The sequence below is a fragment of the Selenomonas ruminantium subsp. ruminantium ATCC 12561 genome (genome assembly GCF_000424065.1).
Classification (GTDB): domain Bacteria; phylum Bacillota; class Negativicutes; order Selenomonadales; family Selenomonadaceae; genus Selenomonas_A; species Selenomonas_A ruminantium.
Genome location: NZ_AUJE01000003.1, coordinates 65,305 through 90,216, shown reverse-complemented (window position 1 = coordinate 90,216; position 24,912 = coordinate 65,305). Strand labels below are relative to the sequence as shown.

The 24,912-nt window shown below is 45.9% G+C and carries 36 protein-coding genes and 1 pseudogene; 36 read left to right on the top strand and 1 reads right to left on the bottom strand.

The window, feature by feature from the left end; translation table 11 throughout:
* Nucleotides 1-8: 8 nt before the first annotated feature.
* The 7 genes from G598_RS0102195 to G598_RS16765 all read left to right on the top strand — a co-directional run bounded on the left by G598_RS0102195 (nt 9) and on the right by G598_RS16765 (nt 4,118).
* A complete protein-coding gene (locus G598_RS0102195; protein ID WP_026765561.1) occupies nt 9-347 on the top strand; it encodes a hypothetical protein in 339 nt (112 codons plus the stop codon).
* Entirely contained in the window at nt 337-2,265 is a 1,929-nt protein-coding gene (locus G598_RS0102190) for an SGNH/GDSL hydrolase family protein (RefSeq protein WP_026765560.1), read from the top strand. The genes G598_RS0102195 and G598_RS0102190 overlap by 11 nt, the downstream gene beginning before the upstream one ends.
* Before the next feature lie 172 nt (nt 2,266-2,437).
* Nucleotides 2,438-2,701: a hypothetical protein gene (locus G598_RS0102185; protein ID WP_026765559.1), complete on the top strand. Its 264-nt coding sequence runs from the start codon at nt 2,438-2,440 to the stop codon at nt 2,699-2,701.
* Nucleotides 2,698-2,889, top strand: a complete 192-nt coding sequence (locus G598_RS16770) for a hypothetical protein (RefSeq protein WP_037362948.1) — start codon at nt 2,698-2,700, stop codon at nt 2,887-2,889. Before G598_RS0102185 ends, G598_RS16770 begins: the two co-directional genes overlap by 4 nt.
* Entirely contained in the window at nt 2,886-3,059 is a 174-nt protein-coding gene (locus tag G598_RS19645; RefSeq protein WP_157833246.1) for a hypothetical protein, read from the top strand. Before G598_RS16770 ends, G598_RS19645 begins: the two co-directional genes overlap by 4 nt.
* Before the next feature lie 50 nt (nt 3,060-3,109).
* On the top strand, nt 3,110-3,721 hold the full coding sequence (locus G598_RS0102170) for a glycoside hydrolase family 25 protein (protein WP_026765558.1): 612 nt from the start codon (nt 3,110-3,112) through the stop codon (nt 3,719-3,721).
* A 190-nt stretch (nt 3,722-3,911) separates the two neighbouring features.
* A complete protein-coding gene (locus G598_RS16765) occupies nt 3,912-4,118 on the top strand; it encodes a hypothetical protein (RefSeq protein ID WP_157833245.1) in 207 nt (68 codons plus the stop codon).
* Nucleotides 4,119-4,369: 251 nt separating this feature from the next.
* On the opposite strand, the gene G598_RS0102160 is transcribed toward G598_RS16765, so the two are convergent.
* Complete coding sequence (locus tag G598_RS0102160) at nt 4,370-4,630, bottom strand: hypothetical protein (protein WP_026765557.1); 261 nt, start codon at nt 4,628-4,630, stop codon at nt 4,370-4,372.
* A 113-nt stretch (nt 4,631-4,743) separates the two neighbouring features.
* On the opposite strand from G598_RS0102160, the gene G598_RS0102155 reads away from it, so the two are divergent.
* The 29 genes and pseudogenes from G598_RS0102155 to G598_RS0102015 all read left to right on the top strand — a co-directional run bounded on the left by G598_RS0102155 (nt 4,744) and on the right by G598_RS0102015 (nt 24,796).
* On the top strand, nt 4,744-8,142 hold the full coding sequence (locus tag G598_RS0102155) for a DNA polymerase III subunit alpha (protein WP_245582729.1): 3,399 nt from the start codon (nt 4,744-4,746) through the stop codon (nt 8,140-8,142).
* Nucleotides 8,143-8,241: 99 nt separating this feature from the next.
* Nucleotides 8,242-8,367, top strand: coding sequence for a hypothetical protein (locus G598_RS20325; protein ID WP_272867090.1), 126 nt, complete (start codon nt 8,242-8,244; stop codon nt 8,365-8,367).
* A 25-nt stretch (nt 8,368-8,392) separates the two neighbouring features.
* A complete protein-coding gene (locus G598_RS0102145; RefSeq protein ID WP_026765555.1) occupies nt 8,393-8,641 on the top strand; it encodes a hypothetical protein in 249 nt (82 codons plus the stop codon).
* 14 nt (nt 8,642-8,655) lie between these two features.
* Nucleotides 8,656-8,820 (top strand): hypothetical protein, encoded by a 165-nt coding sequence (locus tag G598_RS19640; RefSeq protein WP_157833244.1) that lies wholly within the window; start codon nt 8,656-8,658, stop codon nt 8,818-8,820.
* Between the two features lie 129 nt (nt 8,821-8,949).
* Nucleotides 8,950-9,462 (top strand): AAA family ATPase, encoded by a 513-nt coding sequence (locus G598_RS0102135; RefSeq protein ID WP_026765554.1) that lies wholly within the window; start codon nt 8,950-8,952, stop codon nt 9,460-9,462.
* A gap of 10 nt (nt 9,463-9,472) precedes the next feature.
* Entirely contained in the window at nt 9,473-9,871 is a 399-nt protein-coding gene (locus G598_RS0102130; RefSeq protein WP_026765553.1) for a nucleoside 2-deoxyribosyltransferase, read from the top strand.
* Nucleotides 9,868-10,365, top strand: coding sequence for a YaiI/YqxD family protein (locus G598_RS16760; RefSeq protein WP_080656917.1), 498 nt, complete (start codon nt 9,868-9,870; stop codon nt 10,363-10,365). The genes G598_RS0102130 and G598_RS16760 overlap by 4 nt, the downstream gene beginning before the upstream one ends.
* A complete protein-coding gene (locus G598_RS0102120) occupies nt 10,352-10,609 on the top strand; it encodes a TIGR04076 family protein (protein ID WP_245582728.1) in 258 nt (85 codons plus the stop codon). Before G598_RS16760 ends, G598_RS0102120 begins: the two co-directional genes overlap by 14 nt.
* 3 nt (nt 10,610-10,612) lie before the next feature.
* Nucleotides 10,613-11,410: an MBL fold metallo-hydrolase gene (locus tag G598_RS0102115; protein WP_071837935.1), complete on the top strand. Its 798-nt coding sequence runs from the start codon at nt 10,613-10,615 to the stop codon at nt 11,408-11,410.
* Nucleotides 11,411-11,423: 13 nt separating this feature from the next.
* Complete coding sequence (locus G598_RS0102110; protein WP_026765550.1) at nt 11,424-11,909, top strand: flavodoxin family protein; 486 nt, start codon at nt 11,424-11,426, stop codon at nt 11,907-11,909.
* 236 nt (nt 11,910-12,145) lie between these two features.
* The gene (locus G598_RS16755) at nt 12,146-12,367 is read left to right on the top strand and encodes a 7(1) septoil knot domain-containing protein (protein ID WP_157833243.1); all 222 of its coding nucleotides are present in this window, start codon (nt 12,146-12,148) and stop codon (nt 12,365-12,367) included.
* A 21-nt stretch (nt 12,368-12,388) separates the two neighbouring features.
* Complete coding sequence (locus tag G598_RS20205) at nt 12,389-12,916, top strand: DUF262 domain-containing protein (RefSeq protein ID WP_026765549.1); 528 nt, start codon at nt 12,389-12,391, stop codon at nt 12,914-12,916.
* 268 nt (nt 12,917-13,184) lie between these two features.
* On the top strand, nt 13,185-13,625 hold the full coding sequence (locus G598_RS20200) for a hypothetical protein (RefSeq protein ID WP_245582727.1): 441 nt from the start codon (nt 13,185-13,187) through the stop codon (nt 13,623-13,625).
* 18 nt (nt 13,626-13,643) lie between these two features.
* Nucleotides 13,644-14,675, top strand: coding sequence for a macro domain-containing protein (locus G598_RS0102090; RefSeq protein WP_026765547.1), 1,032 nt, complete (start codon nt 13,644-13,646; stop codon nt 14,673-14,675).
* A 15-nt stretch (nt 14,676-14,690) separates the two neighbouring features.
* Complete coding sequence (locus G598_RS0102085; RefSeq protein ID WP_245582726.1) at nt 14,691-15,650, top strand: PhzF family isomerase; 960 nt, start codon at nt 14,691-14,693, stop codon at nt 15,648-15,650.
* 94 nt (nt 15,651-15,744) lie between these two features.
* Nucleotides 15,745-16,400: pseudogene (locus G598_RS16745) on the top strand (vWA domain-containing protein).
* Between the two features lie 135 nt (nt 16,401-16,535).
* The gene (locus G598_RS0102075; protein ID WP_245582735.1) at nt 16,536-16,910 is read left to right on the top strand and encodes a hypothetical protein; all 375 of its coding nucleotides are present in this window, start codon (nt 16,536-16,538) and stop codon (nt 16,908-16,910) included.
* A gap of 32 nt (nt 16,911-16,942) precedes the next feature.
* Entirely contained in the window at nt 16,943-17,404 is a 462-nt protein-coding gene (locus G598_RS0102070) for a YaiI/YqxD family protein (RefSeq protein ID WP_026765544.1), read from the top strand.
* A gap of 34 nt (nt 17,405-17,438) precedes the next feature.
* A complete protein-coding gene (locus G598_RS20385; protein WP_336433137.1) occupies nt 17,439-18,005 on the top strand; it encodes a DUF1653 domain-containing protein in 567 nt (188 codons plus the stop codon).
* 26 nt (nt 18,006-18,031) lie between these two features.
* Nucleotides 18,032-18,778 carry an NAD-dependent protein deacylase gene (locus G598_RS0102060; protein ID WP_026765543.1) on the top strand — a complete coding sequence of 249 codons (747 nt, stop codon included), beginning with the start codon at nt 18,032-18,034 and terminating at the stop codon, nt 18,776-18,778.
* Complete coding sequence (locus tag G598_RS0102055) at nt 18,775-19,290, top strand: O-acetyl-ADP-ribose deacetylase (protein WP_026765542.1); 516 nt, start codon at nt 18,775-18,777, stop codon at nt 19,288-19,290. The genes G598_RS0102060 and G598_RS0102055 overlap by 4 nt, the downstream gene beginning before the upstream one ends.
* 49 nt (nt 19,291-19,339) lie before the next feature.
* Complete coding sequence (locus G598_RS0102050; RefSeq protein ID WP_157833242.1) at nt 19,340-19,525, top strand: hypothetical protein; 186 nt, start codon at nt 19,340-19,342, stop codon at nt 19,523-19,525.
* A gap of 414 nt (nt 19,526-19,939) precedes the next feature.
* The gene (locus tag G598_RS0102045) at nt 19,940-20,179 is read left to right on the top strand and encodes a hypothetical protein (protein WP_026765540.1); all 240 of its coding nucleotides are present in this window, start codon (nt 19,940-19,942) and stop codon (nt 20,177-20,179) included.
* Between the two features lie 11 nt (nt 20,180-20,190).
* A complete protein-coding gene (locus G598_RS0102040; protein ID WP_026765539.1) occupies nt 20,191-20,796 on the top strand; it encodes a hypothetical protein in 606 nt (201 codons plus the stop codon).
* A gap of 38 nt (nt 20,797-20,834) precedes the next feature.
* A complete protein-coding gene (locus tag G598_RS0102035) occupies nt 20,835-21,905 on the top strand; it encodes a macro domain-containing protein (RefSeq protein ID WP_026765538.1) in 1,071 nt (356 codons plus the stop codon).
* Nucleotides 21,906-21,984: 79 nt separating this feature from the next.
* Nucleotides 21,985-22,914, top strand: a complete 930-nt coding sequence (locus G598_RS0102030; RefSeq protein WP_026765537.1) for an ADP-ribosylglycohydrolase family protein — start codon at nt 21,985-21,987, stop codon at nt 22,912-22,914.
* Nucleotides 22,915-22,999: 85 nt separating this feature from the next.
* A complete protein-coding gene (locus tag G598_RS0102025; RefSeq protein WP_026765536.1) occupies nt 23,000-23,656 on the top strand; it encodes a vWA domain-containing protein in 657 nt (218 codons plus the stop codon).
* Between the two features lie 123 nt (nt 23,657-23,779).
* On the top strand, nt 23,780-24,292 hold the full coding sequence (locus G598_RS0102020) for an AAA family ATPase (protein WP_026765535.1): 513 nt from the start codon (nt 23,780-23,782) through the stop codon (nt 24,290-24,292).
* Between the two features lie 105 nt (nt 24,293-24,397).
* The gene (locus tag G598_RS0102015) at nt 24,398-24,796 is read left to right on the top strand and encodes a (deoxy)nucleoside triphosphate pyrophosphohydrolase (protein ID WP_026765534.1); all 399 of its coding nucleotides are present in this window, start codon (nt 24,398-24,400) and stop codon (nt 24,794-24,796) included.
* Nucleotides 24,797-24,912 lie beyond the last annotated feature (116 nt).

The window sequence follows — 24,912 nt, the reverse complement described above, 5'->3', positions numbered from 1 at the left end:
GCGGTTATATGATAACAATCAAGGACAAGACCATCATGGTGAATCAGGGTGATACCTTCACTACGCTGTTTTACCTGGATAAAGATGGCTATGTGCTGGACGGCACAGAAACCATAAAATTCAGTATCAAAGAAAAGGTATCAGATACAAATTCTGTGTTAGTACTTATATGCGGCATTGATACATTGAATAATGTTATTTCCGTGTATGGCACTGCAGCTGAAATGCGGAGCCTCAGAGAAGGTATCTATTGGTACGACATTTCCATGACTACCAGAAGTGGTTTCCATATGACGCTTCTTTATTCGTCAAAATTTATTGTGAGGGGGATTTCACATGTCGATTGAGATTAATGAAAACGTGCTCAAAAAGGAAATCAATCAGGGGATTGTGCCTCTGGGAGTTCCGGCCGCATATAAGTATGATGCAGCTCTAGTTGAAAACGCTAAGGCTTTGGTTAATGCCAGTCTAAATCAGATAAAGAATGGTTATGGTTATCCTTTTACTGCAGCAACCGCTGTGGCGATGGCCGATACGACAAAAATCTACGTCTATACTGGTTCGGAAACAGGTTACACCAACGGCAACTGGTACTACTATAACGGCACAGCATGGGTAAGCGGCGGTGTGTATAATTCTACTGCTTTGGAAACCGATAAAACCTTGACTGTTAGCGGAGCTGCCGCTGATGCCGCTATAACTGGGGAAAGTTTTAAACGCTCTTTTGCTGGATTATCAAACATTACCGATAAAGTAGCAATAAAACCTGATACTTACAATGTTGGTTTCATTGCTGTAAATGGTACTTTAAACAGAACTAACACCAATTATTATTTTTTGGAGTTTACCATACCAGATAATGCTTATGGTATAAAGTGGAGCGCTGCTGTAGCTGGTATAGCTTCTAATTATGCTGTTATCGCGTACTATGATGAAAACGGTGATTTTATTTCATGCAAGCCTAATATAAATACCAGTAGTTCTAATGCTATGGTTGAAGTTAATGAACTTATTCCGGTAGAAGCTAAGTTTGTCAAATGTACAGCAGCAAATTCTGAAAGTATCCGGGCTAAAAGACCTACATTCTTCACAAAATATGGCAGCGATTATGCAGATGTAGCACCTATAGTAGCTCACGAAAGAGGCACAGCGTTTTCTCGCGTAGTAGAACCAGTGCGAGATGTAGAAAATAATATATATGGATATTGCGCAGTTGTTACAAGGCAATTTACTCCGCAAAATAATCAGATTTATTTTGATGGCTATATTCGCACAAGTGAACCTGCTACAAACGGAATGGAAATCTATGTTGTGGGCTATAATAATAATTTCACCAATAGAAGCATAGTTGATGACTTTAGTTATCAGCCAGAAAATACAACAAGTTGCGTTTATCATATATCATCTAATCAGTATGCACAGATAGATACATCAAGCTATACGCATTTCGGCATTATCTTGCGAGTACAAACAGCAACTTACGAAAAAGATGCGTCTGGGAGAGGAAAGAGTAAATTTATCGACATTTTTGATGATTTTACGATTAACGGGCAAAATGGATGTTTAGTAAAGACGTATAATGAAATTTTAAACATTACTCAAAAGAATTATTCATATGTAATGCATTGTACTCCTGATAATGTTACAATTGACAATCCTTTGGAATCGAAAAGCCTGACCTTTATGGGCGATTCGCTGACAGCAGTGTATTATAAAACGGAAGAAGAATCATGGCCGTATTTAATCGCTAAAAGAAACCGTTCTAAGTACACCAATTTGGGAATCAGTGGAAACCCTTTGGCGGAAATAAGCAGTTATACAGAAAATTCGCCTATGTGTGACAGAGTGAATACCATTCCAGCGGAATCAAACTATATCATGGTCATGGGTGGAGCTAACGATTATAATTATTCTATCCCTATTGGTAACAATACTGATACAGAAAAAACTACGTTTAAGGGTGCAATCAATTATATGATTGATTACATTATCACTAATTATCCGCGTGCTAAGTTGGTTTTTGCCACTACTTATCAAAGAACATCCAACAAGGCTGATGAAGCATATGCTAATGCTATGCTTGAAGTATGTAGATTGAAAGGCGTTCCGTGTATTGACAATTACCATGAAAGTGGAGTCCATTTCTTTAATGAAGCATGGATAACAGTATACGGAGCAAATAATGCGTTAGGGAACAATCATCTTAATGCATTAGGAGATGAATATGTGTCGTGGATTTTTGAGAATAAATTAAAATCAATATAAAGCACAACTATACATTCTCTGTATAAAAAATGAACATAGCAGGTGTTAATTGAGTTAATGCCCTGCTCTATTGTAACTATCAAAATACGATAACGAAATTGCTATTTCAGCGCATTATCAGCCTGTTTTAGCGATTTTGTTGTCGCTATATGATAATAAGGTGGTGGTCAAAATGGAAATCATAAATACGGTAGCGCAGTCCGTAGTAATAGCAGGATTCCTCACAGGTGCTTTTTCGTACATTGTCTTAACTCCATTGAACAAATCAATCGAGGGCCTAAGAACAATCGTGCAGGAACTAAAAGACGAATTGCGCTACAGCGAACAGCGCAGGCATGAATTACAGGAGCGCGTTGCTAAAGTTGAAGCTAGTGCGGCAAGTGCTCATCACAGACTTGATCGGATTGATGATGTTTTAGGAGGCGTGCACCAGTGAAGATAACGACAGATTTGGTTGCGGTAGGAGGGCTGGCCATTGCGCTGATAGTTGGCGTAGTCATGGGCGCACCCGCCGAACTCTTAACAGGCATTGCAGGCGGCCTTAGCGGCTATCTGTCTAAGACCGCTGTTAATCATTTTGAAAATCCGCATGAGATTGCGCGGGAGAACAAGGGGGAGAAATGAATGGCTTGGCCTGGACAGAACTATACAACAAATTTGCCGCCTTTGCTTATGTAGCAAGGCGGCAAGGCTTTTATGTGGGGCAGGTGCAGGAGATGGAGTACAGCCTGTTTGAGATGTGCCCATTTCCGAGAAATTACAGACCGGACAGGTGTGGAAAGAAGAAACAATAAAACCTCGCAGCCAAGTAATTCAACCTCGCAAATGAAAGGAGCAAACACAAATGAAGGTAATTGATATCAGTGCATGGCAGGAAAATGTAGACTGGCAAGCAGTCAAGGAGGCTGGCATCGGGGGCGTTATCTTGAAGATTGGCGAACATGCCCATCTTGATGATATGTTTATCGATCATATCAATAAGGCCGTGGAATACGGCCTGCAGTATGGTGTGTACTACTTTGCCCATGCATGTACCTACGATGAAGGTGTGGACGAGGCTGACCAGGTGGCGGCATGGCTGGAAGAATATCTGCGCGGGGAGACTCCGCCTCTGGGAATCTGGTACGATGCTGAAAGCAAGCGGATGCTCAACGGCGATGTAACGGAATGCTGCCGGGCGTTCATCAATCGGTTGACCGATTATGGCCATCAGTACAATGGAATCTACGCCAGCTGGAACTGGCTGAGCGCTGAAGAGAGCCATTACATCCGGATTGAGGATTTGCCCGATTACGTGCCGTACTGGGTGGCCAACTACGGGAGCGGCAATACCTTTGAAACGGCATGCCGGGATTATCTCAAAGAGGAATATCCGAACAATGTTATCCGGATGCACCAGTTCACGGACAAGCTGGCGGGGTTCGGGTATGATGCCAATATCTACTATGATGAGTAACTCGATAACATTTCGTTATTGAGTTAAAAACGAATTAACAAACGATTGTCGAACGATTTAACCGCATATTGTCCACCAATCAAACACAGTTTCTTCATGCCCATGAGAAAACGTATTGCCTGCGGTGGACATTGCGCGATATCTTCGAACGATTTCAAACGATTTCGGTGGAATATTTTTTTCCGGATTTGTGGAATATTTTCTGCGGGTAAACATGATTGGAGGAATTGCCCTGCTGGAGGCCGCAGCCGACCGCATCATCGAGGAGTGCAAAGCCGACGCCCCGAACGAAACGGGCTGGTGTAAAATTCGCGATGCGTTCGTGGTACCTGCTGCCCTGAATATCGGTATCTACATTTTGAAGGTTGTACTGGAGAAGGCAGCCGCTGAAGTGTGATATAATAGGTATAGGTGCTTTCGAATTTATTACGTTCGGCTGACTGCCAGAAGTGCCAAACAAGCAAGCCCCGGAACTTGGCGACGAATTGTCGTTGAGTTCCGGGGCTTTTATCGTTATATACTTGTTCCGTGACCACGTTTTGACCACAAAAATGTTCAAAAAGCGATTTTTCGGCCTTTTGCCAACTATTGGAAACCCGCATAAAATAAGGCATTGTGAGGCGTAATTATTTCGGCTGAATAGTACCGTTAATAAATATGGTATTCTTTCCACGGTATCTGGTCAAGCCGCACGGTTTTCAAAAATTCCACGATATCCTTGCGGCCATAGTAGTGGGGCGTGCCGCTGTTATCCTGACTCATGAGGATAATGGGCATATTGGGAAAGAACTGTGCCAGTTCATGGCGGGTCTGTACCATTCTGGCGGTATACATGGTGACGGACTGTTTCACCGCAATAATAGCGAAGGTAACTCCCTGCTCAATAATGACTGCTCCGTGTATGGTCATGGCAAACACCTCTAACATCTTTCTTTGCTAATATTTTAGCAGAGAGCCTGCACGCGGGCAAGGTTTATGTTATACTAAAGGATAATCGTTTTGCATTAGGAAGGAATTTATTTATGGAAGCAGCAAGCAATATCGAATTTGCCCACCTCCATTGTCATACGGAGTTCAGTTTGTTGGATGGTGCCGCCCGCATCAAGGATTTGGTGGCCCGTGCCAAAGAATTGGGCATGAAACATCTGGCCATTACCGACCATGGCGTCATGTATGGCACGATTGATTTTTATAAAGAATGCAAGAAGCAGGGCATTAAGCCCATTATTGGCTGCGAGGTGTACCTTGCTCCCGGTTCCCGCAAGGAACGTCAGGAAGTCAATGGAATCAAGTATTACCATTTGATTTTGCTGGCTGAAAATCAGACCGGCTATAAGAATCTGGTAAAGCTGGTGTCGCTGGCCAATATCGAAGGCATGTACTATAAGCCGCGCGTGGATAAGGAACTTCTACGGCAATACCATGAAGGAATTATCTGTCTGTCTGCCTGTATTGCTGGTGATGTGCCGCGGGCATTGATTCAAGACAACAAGGATAAGGCTGACCGGCTGGTACAGGAGTATATTGACATCTTCGGCAAGGACAATTACTTCTTGGAAATTCAGAATCATGGTCTGCCGGAAGAACGCGTTGCCAATGAAGGTCTTATTGAATTAGCGAATAAATACGGCGTCGGTTTGGTTGCGACCAACGATAGCCATTATGTGCGCCGGGAAGACAGCGAATTCCACGATATCCTGCTCTGTATTCAGATGAGTAAGACCGTGGATGACCCGGATAGGATGCGCTTTAACAGCGATGATTATTACTTGAAATCCCCCGAAGAAATGGCGGGGCTGTTTTCCGCCTATCCGGAAGCCCTTAGCAATACCGTAAAAATTGCCAAGCGCTGTCAGGTTGATTTTGAGTTTGGCCATATTCAGCTGCCGTATTACCCCATTCCTGAAGCCTATAAAGATGATGAAGCTTATTTGCGGGCTCTCTGCGAAAAGGCATTGCCTTCCCGCTATCCGGAAATCACGCAGGAAGTGCGGGAACGCTTGGATTACGAGCTTTCCATTATCCACCGTATGGGTTATGACAGTTACTTTTTGATTGTATGGGATTTCATCAACCATTCCCGCGAGCAGGGCATTTCCGTTGGACCAGGGCGTGGCTCGGCGGCAGGTAGTATCGTAGCTTATCTGTTGGGCATTACCAACCTTGACCCGCTCAAATACGATCTGCTCTTTGAACGTTTCCTCAATCCGGAGCGCGTGACCATGCCGGATATTGATATTGACTTCTGCTATATCCGCCGCGAAGAAGTTATCGACTATGTAAAGGAACGCTATGGCTATGACCATGTAGCGCAGATTGTCACCTTTGGTACAATGGCGGCCAAGGGTGCTGTGCGTGACGTTGGCCGGGCACTGGGCATGACTTATGCCCAGGTGGATGCCATTGCCAAGCTGATTCCCAACGAACTGAAAATGACCCTGGACAAGGCCATGAAAGCCTCCACGGAATTCCGTAATATCTATGAGTCATCGGAAGAAGCCAAGCGGCTTATCGACTTTGCCCGCAAGGTCGAGGGACTGCCCCGTCATTCGTCTACCCATGCGGCAGGCGTGGTTATTGCTAAACACCCGCTGACCGATTATCTGCCGGTGTCCGTTTCGGAAGGTACGCTGGTTACGGAGTTTGACAAAGACCATGTGGAGGAACTTGGCCTGCTGAAAATGGACTTTTTGGGCCTGCGAACCTTGACGGTAATCAGTGATACGCTGAATAATATCGAGCAGACCCGCGGGGAAAAGGTGGATATCAATGCCATTCCCTTAGAGGACGAGTTAACGGCAAAAATGCTCTGTGAGGGACGTACAGGGGCGGTGTTCCAGATGGAATCGTCTGGCATGACCAATCTCGTGAAGGATTTGGCGCCGAAAAACTTTGCCGACCTGATTCCGACTGTAGCTCTTTACCGTCCCGGCCCCTTGGGCAGCGGCATGGTGGATGATTTTATCGGCGGGCGCCATGGGCGCAAAGAAGTCACCTATATGCACCCACTTTTGGAGCCGATTCTCAAAGAAACCTTTGGTGTGGTGCTCTATCAGGAGCAGGTTATGCAGATTGTGCAAGTTTTGGCTGGATTCTCCTTGGGACAGGCAGATTTATTGCGCCGTGCCATGGGGAAGAAAAAGCATGAAATCCTGATGGCACAGAAGGAAAACTTCCTCAAAGGTTGTGCAGGCAACAACATTGATGCCGAGCTTGCCAATACCATCTTTGACCTCCTGACTCATTTTGCCGACTACGGCTTCAACAAGTCGCATAGTGCCGCCTATGCGCTGGTAGCGTGGCAGACCGCGTATCTCAAAGCCCATTATCCGGCTGAATTTATGGCGGCTATGCTCACCAGTGTTATGGATAACGCCAACAAAGTCCCAGTTTATATCGAATTGGCACATCGTATGGGCATTAAGATTCTACCCCCGGATATCAATGCCAGCGATATCATGTTTGGTGTGGATAAAAAAGATATCCGCTTTGGGCTGGCGGCTGTGCGCAATGTGGGCGAAAACGCCATCAAGGCCATTATGGCAGCGCGGAAACAGGATGGGCCGTTTACCTCGCTATTGGATTTTTGCACACGGATTGATATGACTACGGTCAATAAGCGGGTATTGGAAAGTCTGATAAAATGCGGTGCCTTTGACTCTTTGGGCGCCAAGCGCAGTCAATTGCTCCATGTACTCGAACCGACAGTAGGCGAGGCACAACGACGCCAGAAGGACTTTGCCCATGGCCAATTAGGTCTGTTTGGCGATGTGATGCAGGATGATGCGGCGGATATGAAACTGCCGGATATGGATGAAGTTCCTAAACGCACCATGTTAGGATGGGAAAAGGAAAACACCGGTTTTTACATCACGGGTCATCCTTTGGACGAGTACAAGGATAAAATCGGCCATCTGCCCAGCATTGAAACCCTGAGTGGGAGCGTCAAGGACAAGCAGGTTGTCCGCATTGCCGGTTTGGTTGCGGAAAGCAGGCGCATCACCACGAAAAAGGGTGACACCATGTGCTTTATCAAAGTGGAAGATTACACAGAACAGCTGGAAGCAACGATTTTCCCGCGCGCCTTTTATCAGTATGTGAATCTGCTGACACCGGATACACCAATCGTTTTACAAGGGAAGGTTGACCTGCGGGATGCTGAGGTCAAATTGCTCGTGGATAAGATATGGTCTATGGACGAATATCAGCCGGAATATTATCTGCTGCCCGCGACGGAGGGCGGCGAGCAGCTCATCAAGGACTTGAAGGAACTCATGGCCAAGCATCACGGCAGCCACGTTGTCTATCTCTATCGTGGCAGCTGGCAAAAGCTGGGAGAAAGCTATTGGCTGGACAATGCGCCGGAAACCCTGGCCGAGCTGGAAGCTCTTTTAGGACCCAAAGGTGTTAAAAAACGTTGACCATATAAACGTATAAGGATGATCGGTTGACAAGCAGGCATGAGCTATTAACTTGTCAACCGGTCTTTTGTTATTCAGCGGCCACACAAACTTTCTCCCATGCAGGTAGAGATGGTGGATAATCAATTGATGATGCCGAAGTCTACCATGTTCAACAATATGTCCTATTTCTTCCACTTTTCCAAGAACATAGACTCGCAGAAACTGCAGCGGGCGGTTAATTAACGACCAACCTTTCCTGGATGACCCGATGGAAGTCAACTATCAGCTGAATATCAACGCAGATGAGCTTGGGGAGCTTCGTCCGTTCTATCTGCCTTTGCCCAATCCTTATTCTACCCCCGGAGCAAGACTAGAACTGGAGTTTTTGGAGAACGACAACAATTCAGGCTGCTTCGAATCGGAATTCGAATGGGCGGGAAATTTCTTCTCCCAGCAAAAGATGGCAGCATTCCAGCAATTGTATATCGAAAAGTTTATTGACCTTGTGTTTGGTTAAAGGATGTATGGCTTATGAATATCAAGTTATCCGACCATTTTACCTATAGGAAGTTACTGCTCTTCGCTGCGCCGACCATAGGCACAGTGATGATTGCCATTACTTATGATGCAATTGACGGCTATTTTGTTTCCAACTATATTGGCAAGACAGCATTTGCAGCAATTAATCTCATCTAGCCTTTCCAATTATTACTTTCCATTGTAGGCTACATGTTTGGTACGGGCGGCAGTGCATTGTAGAGAACATTCCTTATGTGGTGTATAATAGATATTGAAAAATTTGAAGAAAGAACAGGAGCATTGTAATTGAAGGTACTGAACTTTTACGGCGGCGCAGGCATTGGCAAGAGCACTATCGCCGCAGACATTTTTTCGAAGCTGAAGCGTAAGGGGCATAAGACGGAACTGGTGGGCGAGTACGCCAAGTGGCTTTGGTATCAAAATGCTACGGACATCGTACAGGATCAGCTGTATCTATTTGCCGAACAGGTGCACAGGTTGAAGACGCTGGAGCGGTATGGCGTAGAGTATGCAGTCTGCGATTCGCCCCTGCCGTTGAACATCATCTATAACAACACGCCGGATGAACTCTTTGACCAGTTGGTGATGCATGAGCATGCCAAATTTGACAATGTGGAATACCTCCTACGGCGCAATGATGAATTCATCAGCATAGATGGCCGTAAGGAGACGAATCTGGAACGAGCCAAGGTAAAGGATGAAGAAATCAAGGCTGTTCTGGAGGGGGCAGGTATCAACTATACGGTCATATCGCCGTGGGAAACCGATAAGGTACTGTTAGATTTGAAGATGAAATGAGGATGGAACGATGAAGGTATATTTCGCAGGCTCCATTCGTGGCGGCAGGCAGGATGCGGAACTCTACCGTAAGGTCATAGCTGCCTTGAAGGAAAAACATCAAGTGCTTACTGAGCATGTAGGTGACTTGAGTTTGTCTACGGTAGAAGATAAAGGTGACAAAGCTATCTATGAACAGGATACGACCTGGCTGCGTGAATGCGACATTGTCGTTGCAGAATGCACGCAGGTGTCGTTGGGCGTTGGATATGAGCTGGCTTACGCTGAAGCCCGTGGCAAGGAAGTACATATTTTCTACCGTCCTAAGGAAACACAGCTTTCTGCTATGCTGGCCGGAAATGAACGCTTCCATATACATCGCTATGCGGATGAAGCCGAGATATTGGCGCAGGTGAAAAATATCGGATGAGGATTTACGTTGATGCAGATGCTTGTCCAGTAGTTAAAATAACGGAGCAGGTAGCCAGAAAATATGGTTTGCCTGTAACGCTACTCTGTGACACCAATCATATATTGACTTCAGTTTATAGTGAGGTACGTGTAATTGGTGCCGGAGCAGATGCGGTTGACCTGGCACTTATAAATCTTTGCCAAGCTGGTGATATCGTAGTGACTCAGGATTATGGCGTAGCGGCGATGGCTTTGGGGAAGAAGGCCTATGCGATTCATCAGAATGGTTGGCGGTATACCGCTGAAAATATCGACCGGCTGTTGATGGAGCGGCATATGGCGAAAAAAGCCAGACGGTCAAAGAAAAAGGTACATCTGAAAGGACCTGCCAAACGTACTGAGGAAGATGACGATAAATTTGCAGCAGTTTTTAGAAGGAGGTGCTGGCGTGAAAAAGGTACGAATAACTGTTGTCCGGAAGGCTTGTTACCCAGATTTGATGGAAAAGTATGAAAATCCCATCGAGCATGCTTGCGATATTGATGAGGGAGCCATGTTCATCGCCAATGGCTGGCAAAGGCCGGAGGGACTGTGCGAGAGTGCCTGGGAGACCATGTCCCCATTTGTCATGGGACTAGCACATGGCGCGGAGAACTTCTATGATGGCTGGATGAAGAATCCTCGATCAGCCATGATTTCCTGCAATGACGGCTTTCGCCCGGTGAGTTTTTTGCTTGAAACAATAGATGAGGACTAGCTGATGAGTTGTAAATTAACTATTCTTGTAGATAATACCGTTAAAAAAGGGAGCGATTTGACTGCTGAACATGGTCTTGCTATCTTCGTGGAAACACCAGACTCAAGTTTTTTGTTTGATTGTGGCCATACAGGAATAGCTTGGAACAACGCTGAGAAACTCTCTGTGGACTTATCTTCCGTAGATTTTGTCGTTCTGAGCCATTCGCATTACGACCATGCCGGAGGATTTCCTTCTTTGTTGAAATATTGCCATCCCAAGGCCGTATATATCGGCAGAAATTTTTGGCAGGAAAAATTTTCCTTTGACAAGGAAAGCAATCAATATCTTCCCAAGGGGTGCGGATTTACAAAGTCGGACTTAGTGACATGGGGAGTTGAAGAACATGAATGCAAAGATAGCTTGAAACTTGATGATTACGCACAGCTGTTCACAAATTTTGATAGACATTATTCCTTTGAACATATTCCCCAAAAATTCGTGTGCGGCAGTGCTAAAGAGTCGGATTGCTTTGATGACGAAATATGCTTGCTGCTCAAAGCAGATGATGGAATTGCCTTAGTAGTGGGCTGTTCCCATCAAGGTATATTGAACATTACCGCTACCGTGAAAAAGCGAACGGGACTTCCAGTTCGGCGCATCATTGGCGGCATTCATCTTAATGGCGAAGGGCAGGAACGCATGGACAGGACGCTGAATGAACTGAAGCGGCTAGGTGTCCGTGATTTCAATCTTTGCCACTGTTCTGGCGTAAATGTACTGGGCAGAGTTTCTGCAGGGACTGTCATTAAATTAGATTGAGGAGAGGTAGCAAATGAAAGCAGCAATAGTTTTTGATTCGAGGACACATACAACTGAAAGGGCCGCAACCTTTATAGCCGAGGGACTGAAATCCGTTGATGATATTGAGGCACGGTGCTTCAACATCGATGAGGCTGACTTTGAATATATCCAGCAGTCCCATCTGATGATTTTTGGCTCGCCAACTTATATGGCTTCTGTTACCGCAAAAATGAAAAGTTGGCTGGAGAGCAATGCTGGCAAGCTGAAACTGGCAGGCAAGCTCGGTGGTGCATATGCTACGGAGCAGTATATCCACGGAGGAGCTGAAAATGCTATTCAGGAAATACTGACATTCATGATGGTCATGGGGATGATGACTTATTCCGGTGGTTCTTCCTGTGGCAAGCCTGTAATCCATCTTGGGCCAGTGGGGATGAGTCAGGACATTGAAAGTTTCAAGGATTTGTTTGTAACCTATGGTCAGCGGATGGGCGAGCAGTTGCTTAAGATACAATAAGAAACTCAGATGGGATAAGGCTTGCAATAGCAATGGCGCATAGGGAAAGTATGGCACGGGCAAAGTCCCGTGCCAATTTTCTTGTCTTAACTTCTTATTTTATGGTAAAATTGCTAGTGGTTGGACAGAAGAACAGATAATGAAGGTAATCAAAAAAGACAAGAATTGATAAGTGATGGTGCATGGAGCTGGTTCATGCACCAATTTTTTTTAGTCATGCTAAAGGTGAAGGCAAAATGGCTACGAAGGCAGGAATTACGGTAGTATTAGCGAAATGGATATTCGTGGAGGTGACTGGACACTTCCCTGACCTTAAAGTTAAGGTCGTGGAGTCATTTCCGGATGATATTGGTGAGTGGAAGTTCGTGGAAAGCGGCGAAGACTTCACCGTCCAGTTTGTAGACAGCTTTCCGGATATCAAAATTAAGTATGTGAATTCGTTTCCGGGAGTGGAATAGATAATCAAGGAGATGAACTGCATGAAGACAAATGACACGCCAATTCTGGATTTGATGAAAGACATTAGCAGGGGGAAGATTCAACTCCCTGATTTCCAGCGTGGATGGGTCTGGGATGATAACCGCATTCGAGGTCTCATTGCTAGTATTACGCAGAACTTTCCAGTGGGAGCCGCGATGTTTCTAGAGTATGGCAATGAGAATGTACGTTTTAAATATCGTACAATTGAGGGAGCACCGACAACTAATGCTAAGCCGGAGTATTTGATTTTGGATGGTCAACAAAGGCTCACATCAATCTACTCGTCACTCTGCAGCCCAAATGCTGTAGAAACAAGGACTGACAGGGGTGGAAAGATATGGCGGTTTTATTACATAGATATTACTAAGGCTATAGACCCAGCTGTGGACCGTGTAGATGCTATTGTCTCCGTACCAGAGACAAAACAAATTACTTCTGATTTCGGCAGGAAGATTGACTTGGACGTATCGACTGCTGAAAACGAGTATAAAAATAAAACTGTTTCCTCTAAATATTATCTTGGATAGCGTAAAGGCTACCCAGTGGCAAATCGGATATATGCAGTATCACCAAGGTGACCAGGATGTATGTCAGGAGTACCTAAAGTTCATAGAGAAAATCATAGCACAGGTATCACGTTACCAAATTCCTGTAATAAGCCTGGACAAAGAAACGCCTAGGGAAGCAGTGTGTCAAGTGTTCGAAAATGTCAATCAGGGTGGAGTTTCTTCCTATTTTAACCCTATGCGCCTGCTGATGCTTCAGACCAGAAGGAGTGCAGCGTATAAGGGGGTTATGGCACTTATAATGAAGAATCACAGCCGTGATTTTATCAGCGGACAGGAAATGGACATCGCGCTTTACAAGGCATCTGGCATTGATATACACCACATCTTTCCCAAGGCTTACTGTATGAGCAAGGGATACGATAATATCAAATGGGATTCCATTATCAATAAAACTCCTATCTCCTATAGCACCAACCGTGAAATTGGTGGTGTGGCTCCCAGTATCTACCTGTCACGAATTGAAAAGAAGAAAGTGGAACAGGGAGATTTGCGCGATTTTCTTGCCAGCCATTGGATTGATATGGACGATTGCATGACCGATGATTTTGAGCAGTTTATCGCACATCGGGCAGGTAAAATCCTCGATGCCATTGCTATTGCTACAGGCAAGCCGATTTCCGGCAGGGACAGCGAGGAAGTTATAAAAACATTTGGTGTTAATATTTGATATCAGGATGTGACAATCATGCCATTAGAAATCGTACGCAACGATATAACGAAAATGCAGGTGGATGCCATCGTCAATACGGCGAACTCCAAGCCTATAGTAGGTGGTGGCGTTGACCGGGCAATACATAAGGCAGCAGGAGCAGAGCTGCTGACGGCACGGAAGAAAATCGGTGCCATTGCTACTGGTAAGGCAGAGATTACACCAGCCTATGGCCTGCATGCCAAGTTCGTCATTCACACAGTAGGTCCTGTATGGCAGGGTGGCGAGCATGGGGAGCGGGAGTTATTGGCCAGCTGCTATGAAAATTCCCTGCAGTTGGCGATGGATAACGGTTGCGGTTCTATAGCCTTCCCACTTGTTTCGGCAGGAGTATTCGGCTGCCCCTCGGAGATAGCCATAGCGGTGGCAACTCAGGCAATACGTAATTTCCTCTATGACCATGAGATGGAGGTATACCTTGTGGTGTTTGACCATAAGGCGTTCAAAATCTCCAGCAGCCTGTTTGAGGATGTACAAAGCTATCTGGATGCGAGATATGTAGAGAAACTACTGGAAGATGAATATAGGGATGACTATCGGGAGAGGCGCAGATTTACGGAGGCACCAACTTATTTAGGCGATGAAGCCTGTGCTGCCGAAGTATCAGATTTGCCCAAATTTCTCAAGCCTGAGAGAAAGCGCTCCTTGGAGGATTTGTTGGCCGAAGTGGATGATACCTTCTCAGAGTCGCTGCTGCGGCTTATCGATGTTAAGGGAAAGACTGACCCGGAGGTTTACAAGAAAGCTAATGTAGACCGCAAGCTCTTCTCGAAAATTCGCAATAACCCCGCTTACAAGCCGAGCAAATCTACGGCCTTGGCATTTGCAGTGGCCTTGGAGCTGAATCTTGATGAAACAAAGGATTTTATAGGCCGGGCAGGGTATGCATTGTCCCATAGCAGCAAGTCGGATATTATCGTGGAGTATTTTATTCAGCGGGCGGAGTACGATATTTTTGCCATAAATGAAACACTGTTTGCATTCCAACAGCCTCTTTTAGGCAGCTAGAATATACCAGAAGACATGCTTGATTTTGTTCAGCACCGCTGTAGACAATCCGGAGAGGGAATTAAGATGAAAAAGTACCGTGTTTATCAGGTGGATTCATTCACAAGAGAAAAATTCTCCGGCAATCCCGCCGGGGTGGTATATCATGCTGATGGACTGACCAAGCGTCAGATGCAGCAATTGGCTCGGGAGTTGAACAATTCGGAAACGGCCTTTATCTTTACAGGGAAAAAGCCGGATTATGATGTAGAAGTGCGATATTTTACTCCCACGACAGAGGTGCCAATTTGTGGTCATGCCACAATTGCGGCACATTATGTGAGAGCGATAGAAGAAAAGCTATCTACAAGCTGTTGGGTTCAAAAGACAAAAGCGGGGATTTTACCAATTGACATTGAAAAGGATGAGACAGGAGATTACACCATCGTCATGACCCAGGGAAAACCGGAGATTACGGCGCCCTTTGCTCATGAACTGATTGTGCGAATTGTTGAAGCTTTGGGGATTACGTTGGCAGATTTACGGGAGGACTGTCCAGTTGCCATTGCATCAGCAGGCCATTCAAAGGTGATGGTAGGGATAAAGGAACGTTGTCTTTTGGATAGGTTGCAGCCTGATTTGGTGAAGCTTTCTGCCATTAGTGGAGAGATTGGCTGTAATGGTTATTATGTATTTACCTTGCACCCAGAAGAAAAGGTATTGGTGCATGGACGTATGTTTGCGCCTGCTATTGGTATTGCTGAAGATCCCGTTACAGGTAATGCCAATGGCCCGTTGGGAGCCTATTTAGTTCATTTTGGCTTGTGTCAGGAATTGGCAGCATCAGATGTTTTTGAATTCTACATTATCCAGGGAGAAGCTATTGGCCGGCCTGGTACAATGCGTGTGCGTGTGGAAAAGAAAGGGCAACTTCCAACTAAAATTCAGATTTTTGGACAGGCTGTTATTGTCTTTGCTACAGAGATAGAAATGTGATAAACCGATTAGATATATTTGTCGCATGGCAGGCGACCAAACGCCCCCTTATCTTAGGTAGAATAAAACTATCAAAGATAAGGGGGCGTTTTCAATGAAGAAAGGTTTAACAGAAATCGTGTTTATTTTGGACAGGAGTGGCTCCATGAGTGGCTTGGAGGCTGATACCATCGGTGGAACTCGCTCATCAAGAAGCAGCGTAAGGAGCCAGGAGAGGCGCTGGTTTCCACGGTGCTGTTTGATGATACCTGCGATGTTATTCACGACAGGGTGCCGATGGAAAAGGTAGCAAAGCTGACGGAGGATACCTACTTTGTCCGTGGTTGCACGGCGCTACTAGATGCTGTAGGGGGTGCTATTCACCACATCGGCAACATTCACAAGTACGCTCGTGATGAGGACAGGCCGGAGAAGACGCTGTTTATCATCACCACAGACGGAATGGAAAATGCCAGTCGGCGGTATACCTACAAGAAGGTCAAGCAGATGGTGGAGCGGCAGAAGGCGAGGTACGGATGGGAGTTTTTGTTTTTGGGGGCCAATATGGATGCTATTGCAGTTGCAGGGAATATAGGCATCCATGCTGACAGGGCGGTTACCTATCAGTGTGATGAGGAAGGGACGGCGCTCAACTATGAAGTTCTGGGGGAGGCTATCCATCATGTACGTAGTAGCGACAAGATGCTGGCACCAAGCTGGAAACGAAAAATTGATGAGGATGTAAAGCGGCGTGGTGGCAGAGGAAATTAAAATTTAGGGATGTGGTTGGCTGTCTGGCAATGTGCTAGACAGCCTTTTTGTTCGGTAATGGTAGAGAACAGCCCTTCTGTGGTGTATAATGATTATTGTAAAATTCTAAGAACGAACAGGGGTTTTAAGTTGAAGGTGCTGAATTTTTACGGCGGTGCAGGTATCGGTAAGAGCACCATCGCCGCAGATATTTTTTCGAAGCTGAAGCTCAAGGGGCATAAAACGGAGTTGGTGGGCGAGTACGCTAAGTGGCTCTGGTACCAGAATGCCACGGACATTGTGCAAGACCAGCTGGTGGTGCATGAGCATGCCAAGTTTGACAATGTGGAATATTTACTCTACCGGAATGACGAATTCATCAGCATCGATGGACGCAAGGAAACCAATCTGGAGCGGGCCAAGGTGAAGGACGAAGAAATCAAGGCCGTTTTGGATGGGGCTGGTATTAGCTATACGGTCATATCCCCGTGGGAGACGGATAAGGTGTTGCTGGACTTGAAGATGAAGTGAGGACTGGGTCATCTGGAGGGAAATCTTGTCTGATGCGTATTTACGTTGATGCCGATGCCTGCCCTGTAGTGAAAGAAACGGAGCAGGTGGCGAAAAAATATGGCGTAGCCGTTACGCTCCTATGCGACACCAATCATGTGCTGCATTCGACTTATAGCGAAGTCAGGGTAATCGGTGCCGGAGTGGATGCAGTAGACATTGCTCTTGTCAATCTGTGTCGGACAGGTGATGTTGTGGTAACACAGGACTACGGCGTGGCGGCGATGGCGCTGGGAAAGGGGGCCTACGCCATACATCAGAATGGCTGGCAGTATACTGTTGAAAACATCGACCGCCTGCTGATGGAGCGCCATATGGCGAAAAAAGCCAGACGGTCAAAGAAGAAGGTGCATCTGAAAGGCCCGGCCAAGCGCACCGAGGCAGACAATGAGAAGTTCGCAGATGGGCTGGCTCGTCTGTTGGAGATGTCGAGGAATAATGATGGATTGGTTTAAACTGGAAATATACATACCGGAATCTCATTTCTCAATGCTGCAAAGGGCACTGCAGTCAGTGGAGGCCGGGCATATTGGCAATTACGACAATTGCTTGTCTTACTCGCGTGTCAAGGGTACATGGAGACCGCTTCAGGGAGCCAGCTCGTATAATGGAACTGAAGGCACAGTGAGTGAGGCAGAGGAGCTCAAGGTAGAGGTCAATGTCAGCAACGACAGGCTGAACAGCACCTTACGGGCTATAAGAACTGTCCATCCCTATGAAGAACCAGTCATAAATGTCATCCCACTATGTGCGCCTAGGGAGGAAGCGTTGATGGAAGAAATGAAAGAAAATCAGGAGCAGCGGCGATTGCTCGGTGCCAAGTATCGCAGGGCTATTCCGCAGAGTGGAGAAGTGTGGTACCACTTCAAGAATAACGAGTATAAGATTGTGGCCTGCCCTGTCATGCACACAGAGTCGCAGGAGATTTACTGCGTGTATCAGGCGCTTTATGGTAACTACGGTATATACTGCCGGCCACTTGATATGTTCATGAGCGAGGTTGATCACGAGAAATACCCGCAGGCAGTGCAGAAGTATCGGTTTGAGAAAAAATGACTGTACCATGATGGAGGTGCCAGACAATGAGCAAGATTGATGAACTGGCGAGAATTATGGACACCAGTTCCAATATGGTATTCTTTGGCGGTGCCGGTATGTCCACAGAGTCAGGCATACCAGACTTTCGCAGTGCTGACGGTATATACAGCCAAAAACTTAACCGGGAGTTCAGCCCGGAAGAAATGGTATCTCATACCTTTCTGTGTGACCACCCACATGATTTTTTTGACTTTTTCTTTGCCAAGATGGTATTTCTTGATGCCAAGCCCAATTTAGGGCATTATGCTTTGGCTGAGCTGGAAAGCAAAGGAAAGCTGCTGGCAGTGGTCACGCAAAATATAGATGGTCTTCATCAAAGCGCTGGCAGTGAAAATGTGTACGAACTGCATGGCTCAATTATGCACTGGCATTGTATGGACTGCGGCAAGCAATATGCGCTGGAATATGCCCTGCAAAACCAACCGGTTCCTATTTGTAAAGACTGCAGCGGCATCGTGCGGCCAGATGTGGTTTTATATGAAGAAGCACTCAATGAACTGGTAATCGAAGCCGCTGTGCGGGCAATTCGCAAGGCTGATACGCTTATTGTAGGCGGCACTTCGTTGGCTGTGTATCCAGCGGCAGGTCTATTGGATTATTTTCGGGGCGATAATCTGGTGGTTATCAATAAAACTGCTACCAAGGCAGATATGAGTGCTAATCTGGTCATTCGGGAACCAATAGGCAAGGTGCTGAGTGCAGCGGTTAGGAAAAACGGAGGTGCGGTATGACCGTAATCAGAACTGAGTTAGGAGACATTACAGCAAAGCATTATGCCGATGCCATTGTTAATGCTGCCAATGAGAGCCTGCTTGGCGGTGGAGGTGTTGATGGAGCTATCCACCGGGCGGCAGGCCCGGAGCTTCTAGCAGAGTGCCGGACGCTCAATGGCTGCAAAACGGGACAGGCAAAAATCACCAAGGCATACAGGTTGCCATGTGACTATGTAATTCATACAGTAGGGCCGGTATGGCATGGCGGTGCTCATAGTGAGGCAGAACTGCTGACCAGTTGCTATCGGCATTCGCTGGAGCTGGCCATGGAGTATGGTATCCGTAGCGTGGCTTTTCCATCAATCTCAACAGGCGTGTATTCCTATCCCGTGCAACAGGCAGCGGAGATTGCCATTGGGACGGTCAGAGAAATAATAAAGGAGCAACCAAAAGCATTTGATGAAATATTGTGGGTGCTTTTTGATGAGCGGACAAAGCTGGTGTATGATGGAGCATTGCAGAAATGCTGACCTCAAAACAAATTTATGACAGACTCATAACCGCCTATGGCCAGCCGGATTGGTGGCCCGGCATGCTAAGGCAGAGCGGCTTGGGGCATTCGTCAAAGCACTGGCTGCCCAAGACGCATCAGTAACGGAGTTTGACGAAGGTTTGTGGGGAACGATTGTGGACTTCATGACCATATACAGCAAGGAAGATATCAGCGTAACATTCAAGGATGGAACAGAAATTCATATAGGGTAACAGGCGGCACGGGCAAAGTCCCGTGCCAATTTTCTTGTCTTACCTTCTTATTTTATGGTAAAATGATTGTTATGTGATTACAAGATTAATGGACAAAATCATAGCTTATTTGATACAACCATACGAAGGCACAAAGGCCTCGAAACCCTATGAAATAAGGGGCTTCGGGGCCTTTGTGCATTGTGGGGGAGCTGCATGAAAACGGGGGTGGAGAGGTATTCCCGGTTTTGAGACAATTTTGTTCTGAGGGGGGTGCATGACTTAAAGTGCCCCGTTTGTAGGGTGTAGATGTTTGAAAGGGCATCGTTTGCAGGGTGTGCAAAATCCTTGTTAAAACAGGAATAACGGTAGTTTATAACGAATAATATACGGGGATTATATGAGTTTTTGATATGTTTTATAAAGGTGATAAGTATGCCTAATAAAAATAATTTCAATGCAGAAAATGCGACACAATCAATACGGGGAATGGCTGTATTGGCTGCACCTGTAGCAAAACAATTTGCAGCTATACAACAAGCGATACAACCCACAATAACTGCAATGACTCCTATGGTATATGCATGGCAAGAAATGTTTAGGCCAATGCAAGAAACTATAGCTTTTATCAATGCAGAGTATTTTTCTGTCATGACCCAATTAACACCAAGATAACTCGCCCTTTAATGGCTATTGATAAACTTAAGAAAAATCAATATGTACATTGGATGCCACTTACAAATGAGCAGATAGACAACATTCTTATTAATGATGAAATAGATAAAGTTTTATATAATTTTGAAACATCGAACGATAATGCCAAGATAAACAATACAATAAAAGAGTGCATTAGTTGTAAACTATTACATAATCATCAGCGGATTTTTGAACAGGCGATTTCAGCTTATCATAGAGAAGATTACGACATATCAATTGTTGCTATGTTTTCCATTATAGACGGTCTGCTAACCAGATATAGCGGAAATTTAGCAACAGGAATGAAAGAAAGATCAAAGCAAATTTTTGAAAGTATTAATGAAGATGTTCCTTTAAATGATGATGAGTTTTCTGTTTTGATTTTATATATGACTTTTGGCGCGACAATAGAATCCTTATCTGAAAGTATACATTTTTCACAAGATGAACCTCGAAATTTGAATAGACATTGGGTAATGCATGGTCGTTCTACCAGAGATTTTACAGCATTGGATTGTATGAAGCTGGTAAACTGCATATATGGAATTCTTTTGATTGGGAACATGCAAAAGGAAGAAAATGCATTTGACAATTAGGACGATTAATACGTGGAGTTAGGGGAGTGAGGCAAGCTATGCCATTAGAGATTGTCAGAAATGATATAACGAAGATGCAAGTGGATGCCATCGTCAATACTGCTAATCCTCGCCCAATAGTGGGAGGCGGTGTTGATAGGGCCATACACAAGGCCGCCGGAGCAGAGTTGCTGGCAGCACGGGAGAAAATTGGTGACATTGCTACAGGCAAAGCAGAAATCACTCTGGCTTATAAGCTGCATGCCAGATTTGTTATCCATACGGTAGGGCCGGTGTGGCAGGACGGGAAACATGGTGAGAGGGAACTGTTGGCTGATTGCTATGCAAATTCACTAAAGCTGGCAGCGGAGAACAAGTGCTCCTCCGTGGCCTTTCCGCTTATCTCGGCAGGTGTGTTCGGCTGCCCATCTGAGATTGCCATAGCTGTGGCAACTCAGGCCATCCGGGAGTTCCTGGCTGATCATGATATGGATGTCTATCTGGTGGTGTTTGATCAGAAGGCTTTCAAGATTTCCAGCAGCCTGTTCGAGGACGTGCAGAGCTTTATTGATGAGAGATATATCGAAGAGCTACTGGATGAAGAATATCGTGGGGATTTGCGGGAAAGGCGCAGGAATTTTGAAGCGGCAGGACAAGCGCCACATGATATAAGGGATGGACTTCCGGCTTTTGAGACACCAGGGCAGCACCCGGATGAAGACGCATTTATCGATATCCCTAAGTGGATGAGTAAGCCCACGGAACGTTCTTTGGAGGATTTGCTGAAGGAAGTAGACGATACTTTCTCAGAGGCGTTACTGCGGCTTATCGATGCCAAAGGCAAGACAGATCCAGAGGTCTATAAGCGAGCCAATGTTGATCGCAAGCTATTCTCTAAAATCCGCAACAACCCTGCCTACAAGCCAAGCAAGGCCACGGCTATAGCTTTTGCGATAGCGCTGCAGTTGAATCTGGATGAAACTAAAGACTTTATCGGACGGGCAGGCTATGCCCTGTCCCGCAGTAGTAAGGCGGATATAATCGTGGAGTATTTTATCCAGCGGCAGAAGTATGACATCTTCACTATCAACGAAACTCTGTTTGCATTCCAGCAGCCTCTTTTGGGATGATGAAATTGTCGCATGACAAGCGACCGCACCAGCAGATGCTTCTGCTAGAATAGAATCATCAAGGAAAGGAGTGGTCGAAATGTTAGGTGCAATTGTTGGCGATATCGTAGGTTCTGTCTATGAGTGGAACAATATCAAGACGAAGGAATTTCCACTGTTCCGGGATGACTGTTTCTTTACCGATGATACTGTTATGACCTGTGCTGTAGCTGAAGCAGTCATGAACGGCGGTGAGAAAGATGACTTTATCGATGCCATGAAGAAATATGGCAGGATGTACCCGGATGCTGGCTATGGTGGCAGGTTTGGAGCATGGCTGTTTTCAGAAAAACGTGAGCCGTATAACAGCTTTGGCAATGGTTCAGCCATGCGTGTTTCTCCCTGTGCCTGGGTCATGGATTGCGGTTTCTGTGCCAGGACGGGAATGTGGCCGTCAAATGGCAGAGCCGTAGCAAGACTGTCTGCGGAGGTTACCCATAACCATCCGGAGGGTATAAAAGGAGCTATGGCAACTGCCGATGCAATATTCATGAACCGCTTTAACTTTGGTGGATATTATATCGATTATGGAAAGCCCATCAATGATGACACAGAAGAATGCAAAAGGCGTGTCAAGGAACATATCGAGAAGGAGTACGGCTACAATTTGTCACGCACATTGGAGGAGATTCGCCCTGACTATAAGTTCAATGAAACCTGTCAGGATACAGTGCCACAGGCCATAATCACATTCTTGGAAAGTACGGACTTCGAGGATGCTATACGCAATGCCATATCCCTTGGTGGTGACAGCGATACGCTGGCAGCCATCACCGGAAGTATTGCGGAAGCAGCCTATGGTATTCCAGACTGGATTAAGGATAAAGCATATTCTTATCTGGACGATCCGCTAAAGGATGTGCTGCGGCGGTGGAGGCAGTACATTGAGGCAAAGAATGGCGGCCGTAAGGCATTCCACACAATGTTTACTGGTGTGAACGAATATCTCCGCAGCAATCATCAAGCATGACATCTCGAAATGTCGCATGACAGGCGACCAAACGCCCCCTTATCTTAGGTAGAATAAAACTATCAAAGATAAGGGGGCGTTTTCAATGAAGAAAGGCTTAACAGAAATCGTGTTCATTCTGGATAGGAGTGGCTCCATGAGTGGCTTGGAGGCTGATACCATCGGCGGATTCAACTCGCTCATCAAGAAGCAGAGGAATGAGCCGGGAGAGGCTATTGTTTCCACAGTGTTGTTTGATGATACCTGCGATGTCATCCACGACAGGGTGCCGATGGAAAAGGTAGCAAAGCTGACGGAAGATACCTACTTTGTCCGTGGTTGCACGGCACTGCTGGATGCCGTAGGTGGTGCTATTCACCATATTGGTAACATTCACAAGTATGCTCGTGATGAGGATAGGCCGGAGAAGACGCTGTTCATCATCACCACCGATGGCATGGAAAATGCCAGTCGGCGGTATACTTACAAGAAGGTCAAGAAGATGGTGGAGCGGCAGAAGGAGAAGTACGGTTGGGAGTTTCTGTTCCTGGGGGCCAATATGGATGCCATAGCAGCTGCAGGGAATATCGGCATCCATGCTGACAGGGCGGCTACCTACCAGTGTGATGCGGAAGGGACGGCTCTCAACTATGAAGTACTAGAGGAAGCTATCCACCATGTGCGTAACTTCTCTGAGCCACTGGCACCTTGTTGGATGCGTAAGATTGATGAGGATGTAAAGCGGCGTGGCGGCAGAAAATAAAAGCGACTATGAGGCTGCTCGGCAGATGGCTGGGCAGTCTTTTTGTTCGGTTTTGCTAGAGAACAGCCCCTCTCTGGTGTATAATGGATATTGAAAATTATAGGAACGAACGGGAGATTTACATTGAAGGTACTGAATTTTTATGGCGGCGCTGGCATTGGCAAGAGTACCATCGCCGCTGACATATTTTCGAAGCTGAAGCGCAAGGGGCATAAGACGGAACTGGTGGGCGAATACGCTAAGTGGCTCTGGTATCAGAACGCTACGGACATTGTGCAAGACCAACTGTATCTTTTTGCCGAGCAGGTACATCGGCTGAAAACGCTGGAACGGTACGGCGTAAAGTATGCGGTTTGCGACTCGCCTCTGCCGCTGAACATCATCTACAACAACAAGCCGGATGAGCTTTTTGACCAGCTGGTGATGCATGAACACGCCAAGTTTGACAACGTGGAGTACCTTCTGCGGCGCAATGACGAGTTTATCAGCATCGATGGGCGCAAGGAGACCAATCTGGAACGGGCAAAGGTGAAGGACGAGGAAATCAAGACAGTTCTGGAGGGGGCTGGGATTAGCTATACGGTCATATCTCCTTGGGAGACAGACAAGGTACTGCTGGACTTGAAGATGAAGTGAGGTGCGGGCAATGAAGGTATATTTTGCTGGCTCCATCCGTGATGTGGTGTTGAAATAAGCTCCTTTATTAGAAGTTTAAGTTTTAGGCGATGGAGATACGAGTTGATGAAAAGTATAGAAGTCGTTGCCGCTGCAATATATAAAGATGGCAAGGTATTGGCTGCACAGCGGGGCTATGGTGAATTTAAGGGCGGTTGGGAATTTCCAGGGGGGAAAGTTGAGCCTGGAGAATCGCTTGAGGAAGCGATTGTGCGCGAAATTCAAGAAGAAATGGAAACGATGATTGAAGTCGGTGAAAAGATTGGAACCGTTGAGTACGATTACCCAAACTTTCATCTCAAGATGCACTGCTTCTGGGCAAAGGTAAAAGAAGGAAAATTTAAGCTCCTAGAGCATGATGCTGTTATGTGGTTAGATAAGAAGAGTATCCAAACTATACAGTGGTTGCCAGCAGATGTGGAGCTAGTGGAGAAAGTTGCGAAGAGATTGGATTATCAATCATGACGAATTACTGGCGTTATAGTCAGCGATATATTTTTAGAGGTGATAACTAAATGTCCATATTTTATGTATATCAAAATCAGACGTACCAGCATGAACATGACGGTGGCTATGTATGG

Excerpts from the sequence above, each read along its gene's own strand:
- G598_RS0102195 (WP_026765561.1), top strand. The coding sequence starts at position 9 with ATGATAACAATCAAGGACAAGACCATCATGGTGAATCAGGGTGATACC.
- G598_RS0102190 (WP_026765560.1), top strand. The coding sequence starts at position 337 with ATGTCGATTGAGATTAATGAAAACGTGCTCAAAAAGGAAATCAATCAG.
- G598_RS0102185 (WP_026765559.1), top strand. The coding sequence starts at position 2,438 with ATGGAAATCATAAATACGGTAGCGCAGTCCGTAGTAATAGCAGGATTC.
- G598_RS19645 (WP_157833246.1), top strand. The coding sequence starts at position 2,886 with ATGAATGGCTTGGCCTGGACAGAACTATACAACAAATTTGCCGCCTTT.
- G598_RS0102170 (WP_026765558.1), top strand. The coding sequence starts at position 3,110 with ATGAAGGTAATTGATATCAGTGCATGGCAGGAAAATGTAGACTGGCAA.
- G598_RS0102160 (WP_026765557.1), bottom strand. The coding sequence starts at position 4,630 with ATGACCATACACGGAGCAGTCATTATTGAGCAGGGAGTTACCTTCGCT.
- G598_RS0102155 (WP_245582729.1), top strand. The coding sequence starts at position 4,744 with ATGGAAGCAGCAAGCAATATCGAATTTGCCCACCTCCATTGTCATACG.
- G598_RS20325 (WP_272867090.1), top strand. The coding sequence starts at position 8,242 with ATGCAGGTAGAGATGGTGGATAATCAATTGATGATGCCGAAGTCTACC.
- G598_RS0102145 (WP_026765555.1), top strand. The coding sequence starts at position 8,393 with ATGGAAGTCAACTATCAGCTGAATATCAACGCAGATGAGCTTGGGGAG.
- G598_RS19640 (WP_157833244.1), top strand. The coding sequence starts at position 8,656 with ATGAATATCAAGTTATCCGACCATTTTACCTATAGGAAGTTACTGCTC.
- G598_RS0102130 (WP_026765553.1), top strand. The coding sequence starts at position 9,473 with ATGAAGGTATATTTCGCAGGCTCCATTCGTGGCGGCAGGCAGGATGCG.
- G598_RS16760 (WP_080656917.1), top strand. The coding sequence starts at position 9,868 with ATGAGGATTTACGTTGATGCAGATGCTTGTCCAGTAGTTAAAATAACG.
- G598_RS0102120 (WP_245582728.1), top strand. The coding sequence starts at position 10,352 with ATGGAAAAGTATGAAAATCCCATCGAGCATGCTTGCGATATTGATGAG.
- G598_RS0102115 (WP_071837935.1), top strand. The coding sequence starts at position 10,613 with ATGAGTTGTAAATTAACTATTCTTGTAGATAATACCGTTAAAAAAGGG.
- G598_RS0102110 (WP_026765550.1), top strand. The coding sequence starts at position 11,424 with ATGAAAGCAGCAATAGTTTTTGATTCGAGGACACATACAACTGAAAGG.
- G598_RS16755 (WP_157833243.1), top strand. The coding sequence starts at position 12,146 with ATGGCTACGAAGGCAGGAATTACGGTAGTATTAGCGAAATGGATATTC.
- G598_RS20205 (WP_026765549.1), top strand. The coding sequence starts at position 12,389 with ATGAAGACAAATGACACGCCAATTCTGGATTTGATGAAAGACATTAGC.
- G598_RS20200 (WP_245582727.1), top strand. The coding sequence starts at position 13,185 with ATGGCACTTATAATGAAGAATCACAGCCGTGATTTTATCAGCGGACAG.
- G598_RS0102090 (WP_026765547.1), top strand. The coding sequence starts at position 13,644 with ATGCCATTAGAAATCGTACGCAACGATATAACGAAAATGCAGGTGGAT.
- G598_RS0102085 (WP_245582726.1), top strand. The coding sequence starts at position 14,691 with ATGCTTGATTTTGTTCAGCACCGCTGTAGACAATCCGGAGAGGGAATT.
- G598_RS0102070 (WP_026765544.1), top strand. The coding sequence starts at position 16,943 with ATGCGTATTTACGTTGATGCCGATGCCTGCCCTGTAGTGAAAGAAACG.
- G598_RS20385 (WP_336433137.1), top strand. The coding sequence starts at position 17,439 with ATGCTGCAAAGGGCACTGCAGTCAGTGGAGGCCGGGCATATTGGCAAT.
- G598_RS0102060 (WP_026765543.1), top strand. The coding sequence starts at position 18,032 with ATGAGCAAGATTGATGAACTGGCGAGAATTATGGACACCAGTTCCAAT.
- G598_RS0102055 (WP_026765542.1), top strand. The coding sequence starts at position 18,775 with ATGACCGTAATCAGAACTGAGTTAGGAGACATTACAGCAAAGCATTAT.
- G598_RS0102045 (WP_026765540.1), top strand. The coding sequence starts at position 19,940 with ATGCCTAATAAAAATAATTTCAATGCAGAAAATGCGACACAATCAATA.
- G598_RS0102040 (WP_026765539.1), top strand. The coding sequence starts at position 20,191 with ATGGCTATTGATAAACTTAAGAAAAATCAATATGTACATTGGATGCCA.
- G598_RS0102035 (WP_026765538.1), top strand. The coding sequence starts at position 20,835 with ATGCCATTAGAGATTGTCAGAAATGATATAACGAAGATGCAAGTGGAT.
- G598_RS0102030 (WP_026765537.1), top strand. The coding sequence starts at position 21,985 with ATGTTAGGTGCAATTGTTGGCGATATCGTAGGTTCTGTCTATGAGTGG.
- G598_RS0102025 (WP_026765536.1), top strand. The coding sequence starts at position 23,000 with ATGAAGAAAGGCTTAACAGAAATCGTGTTCATTCTGGATAGGAGTGGC.
- G598_RS0102015 (WP_026765534.1), top strand. The coding sequence starts at position 24,398 with ATGAAAAGTATAGAAGTCGTTGCCGCTGCAATATATAAAGATGGCAAG.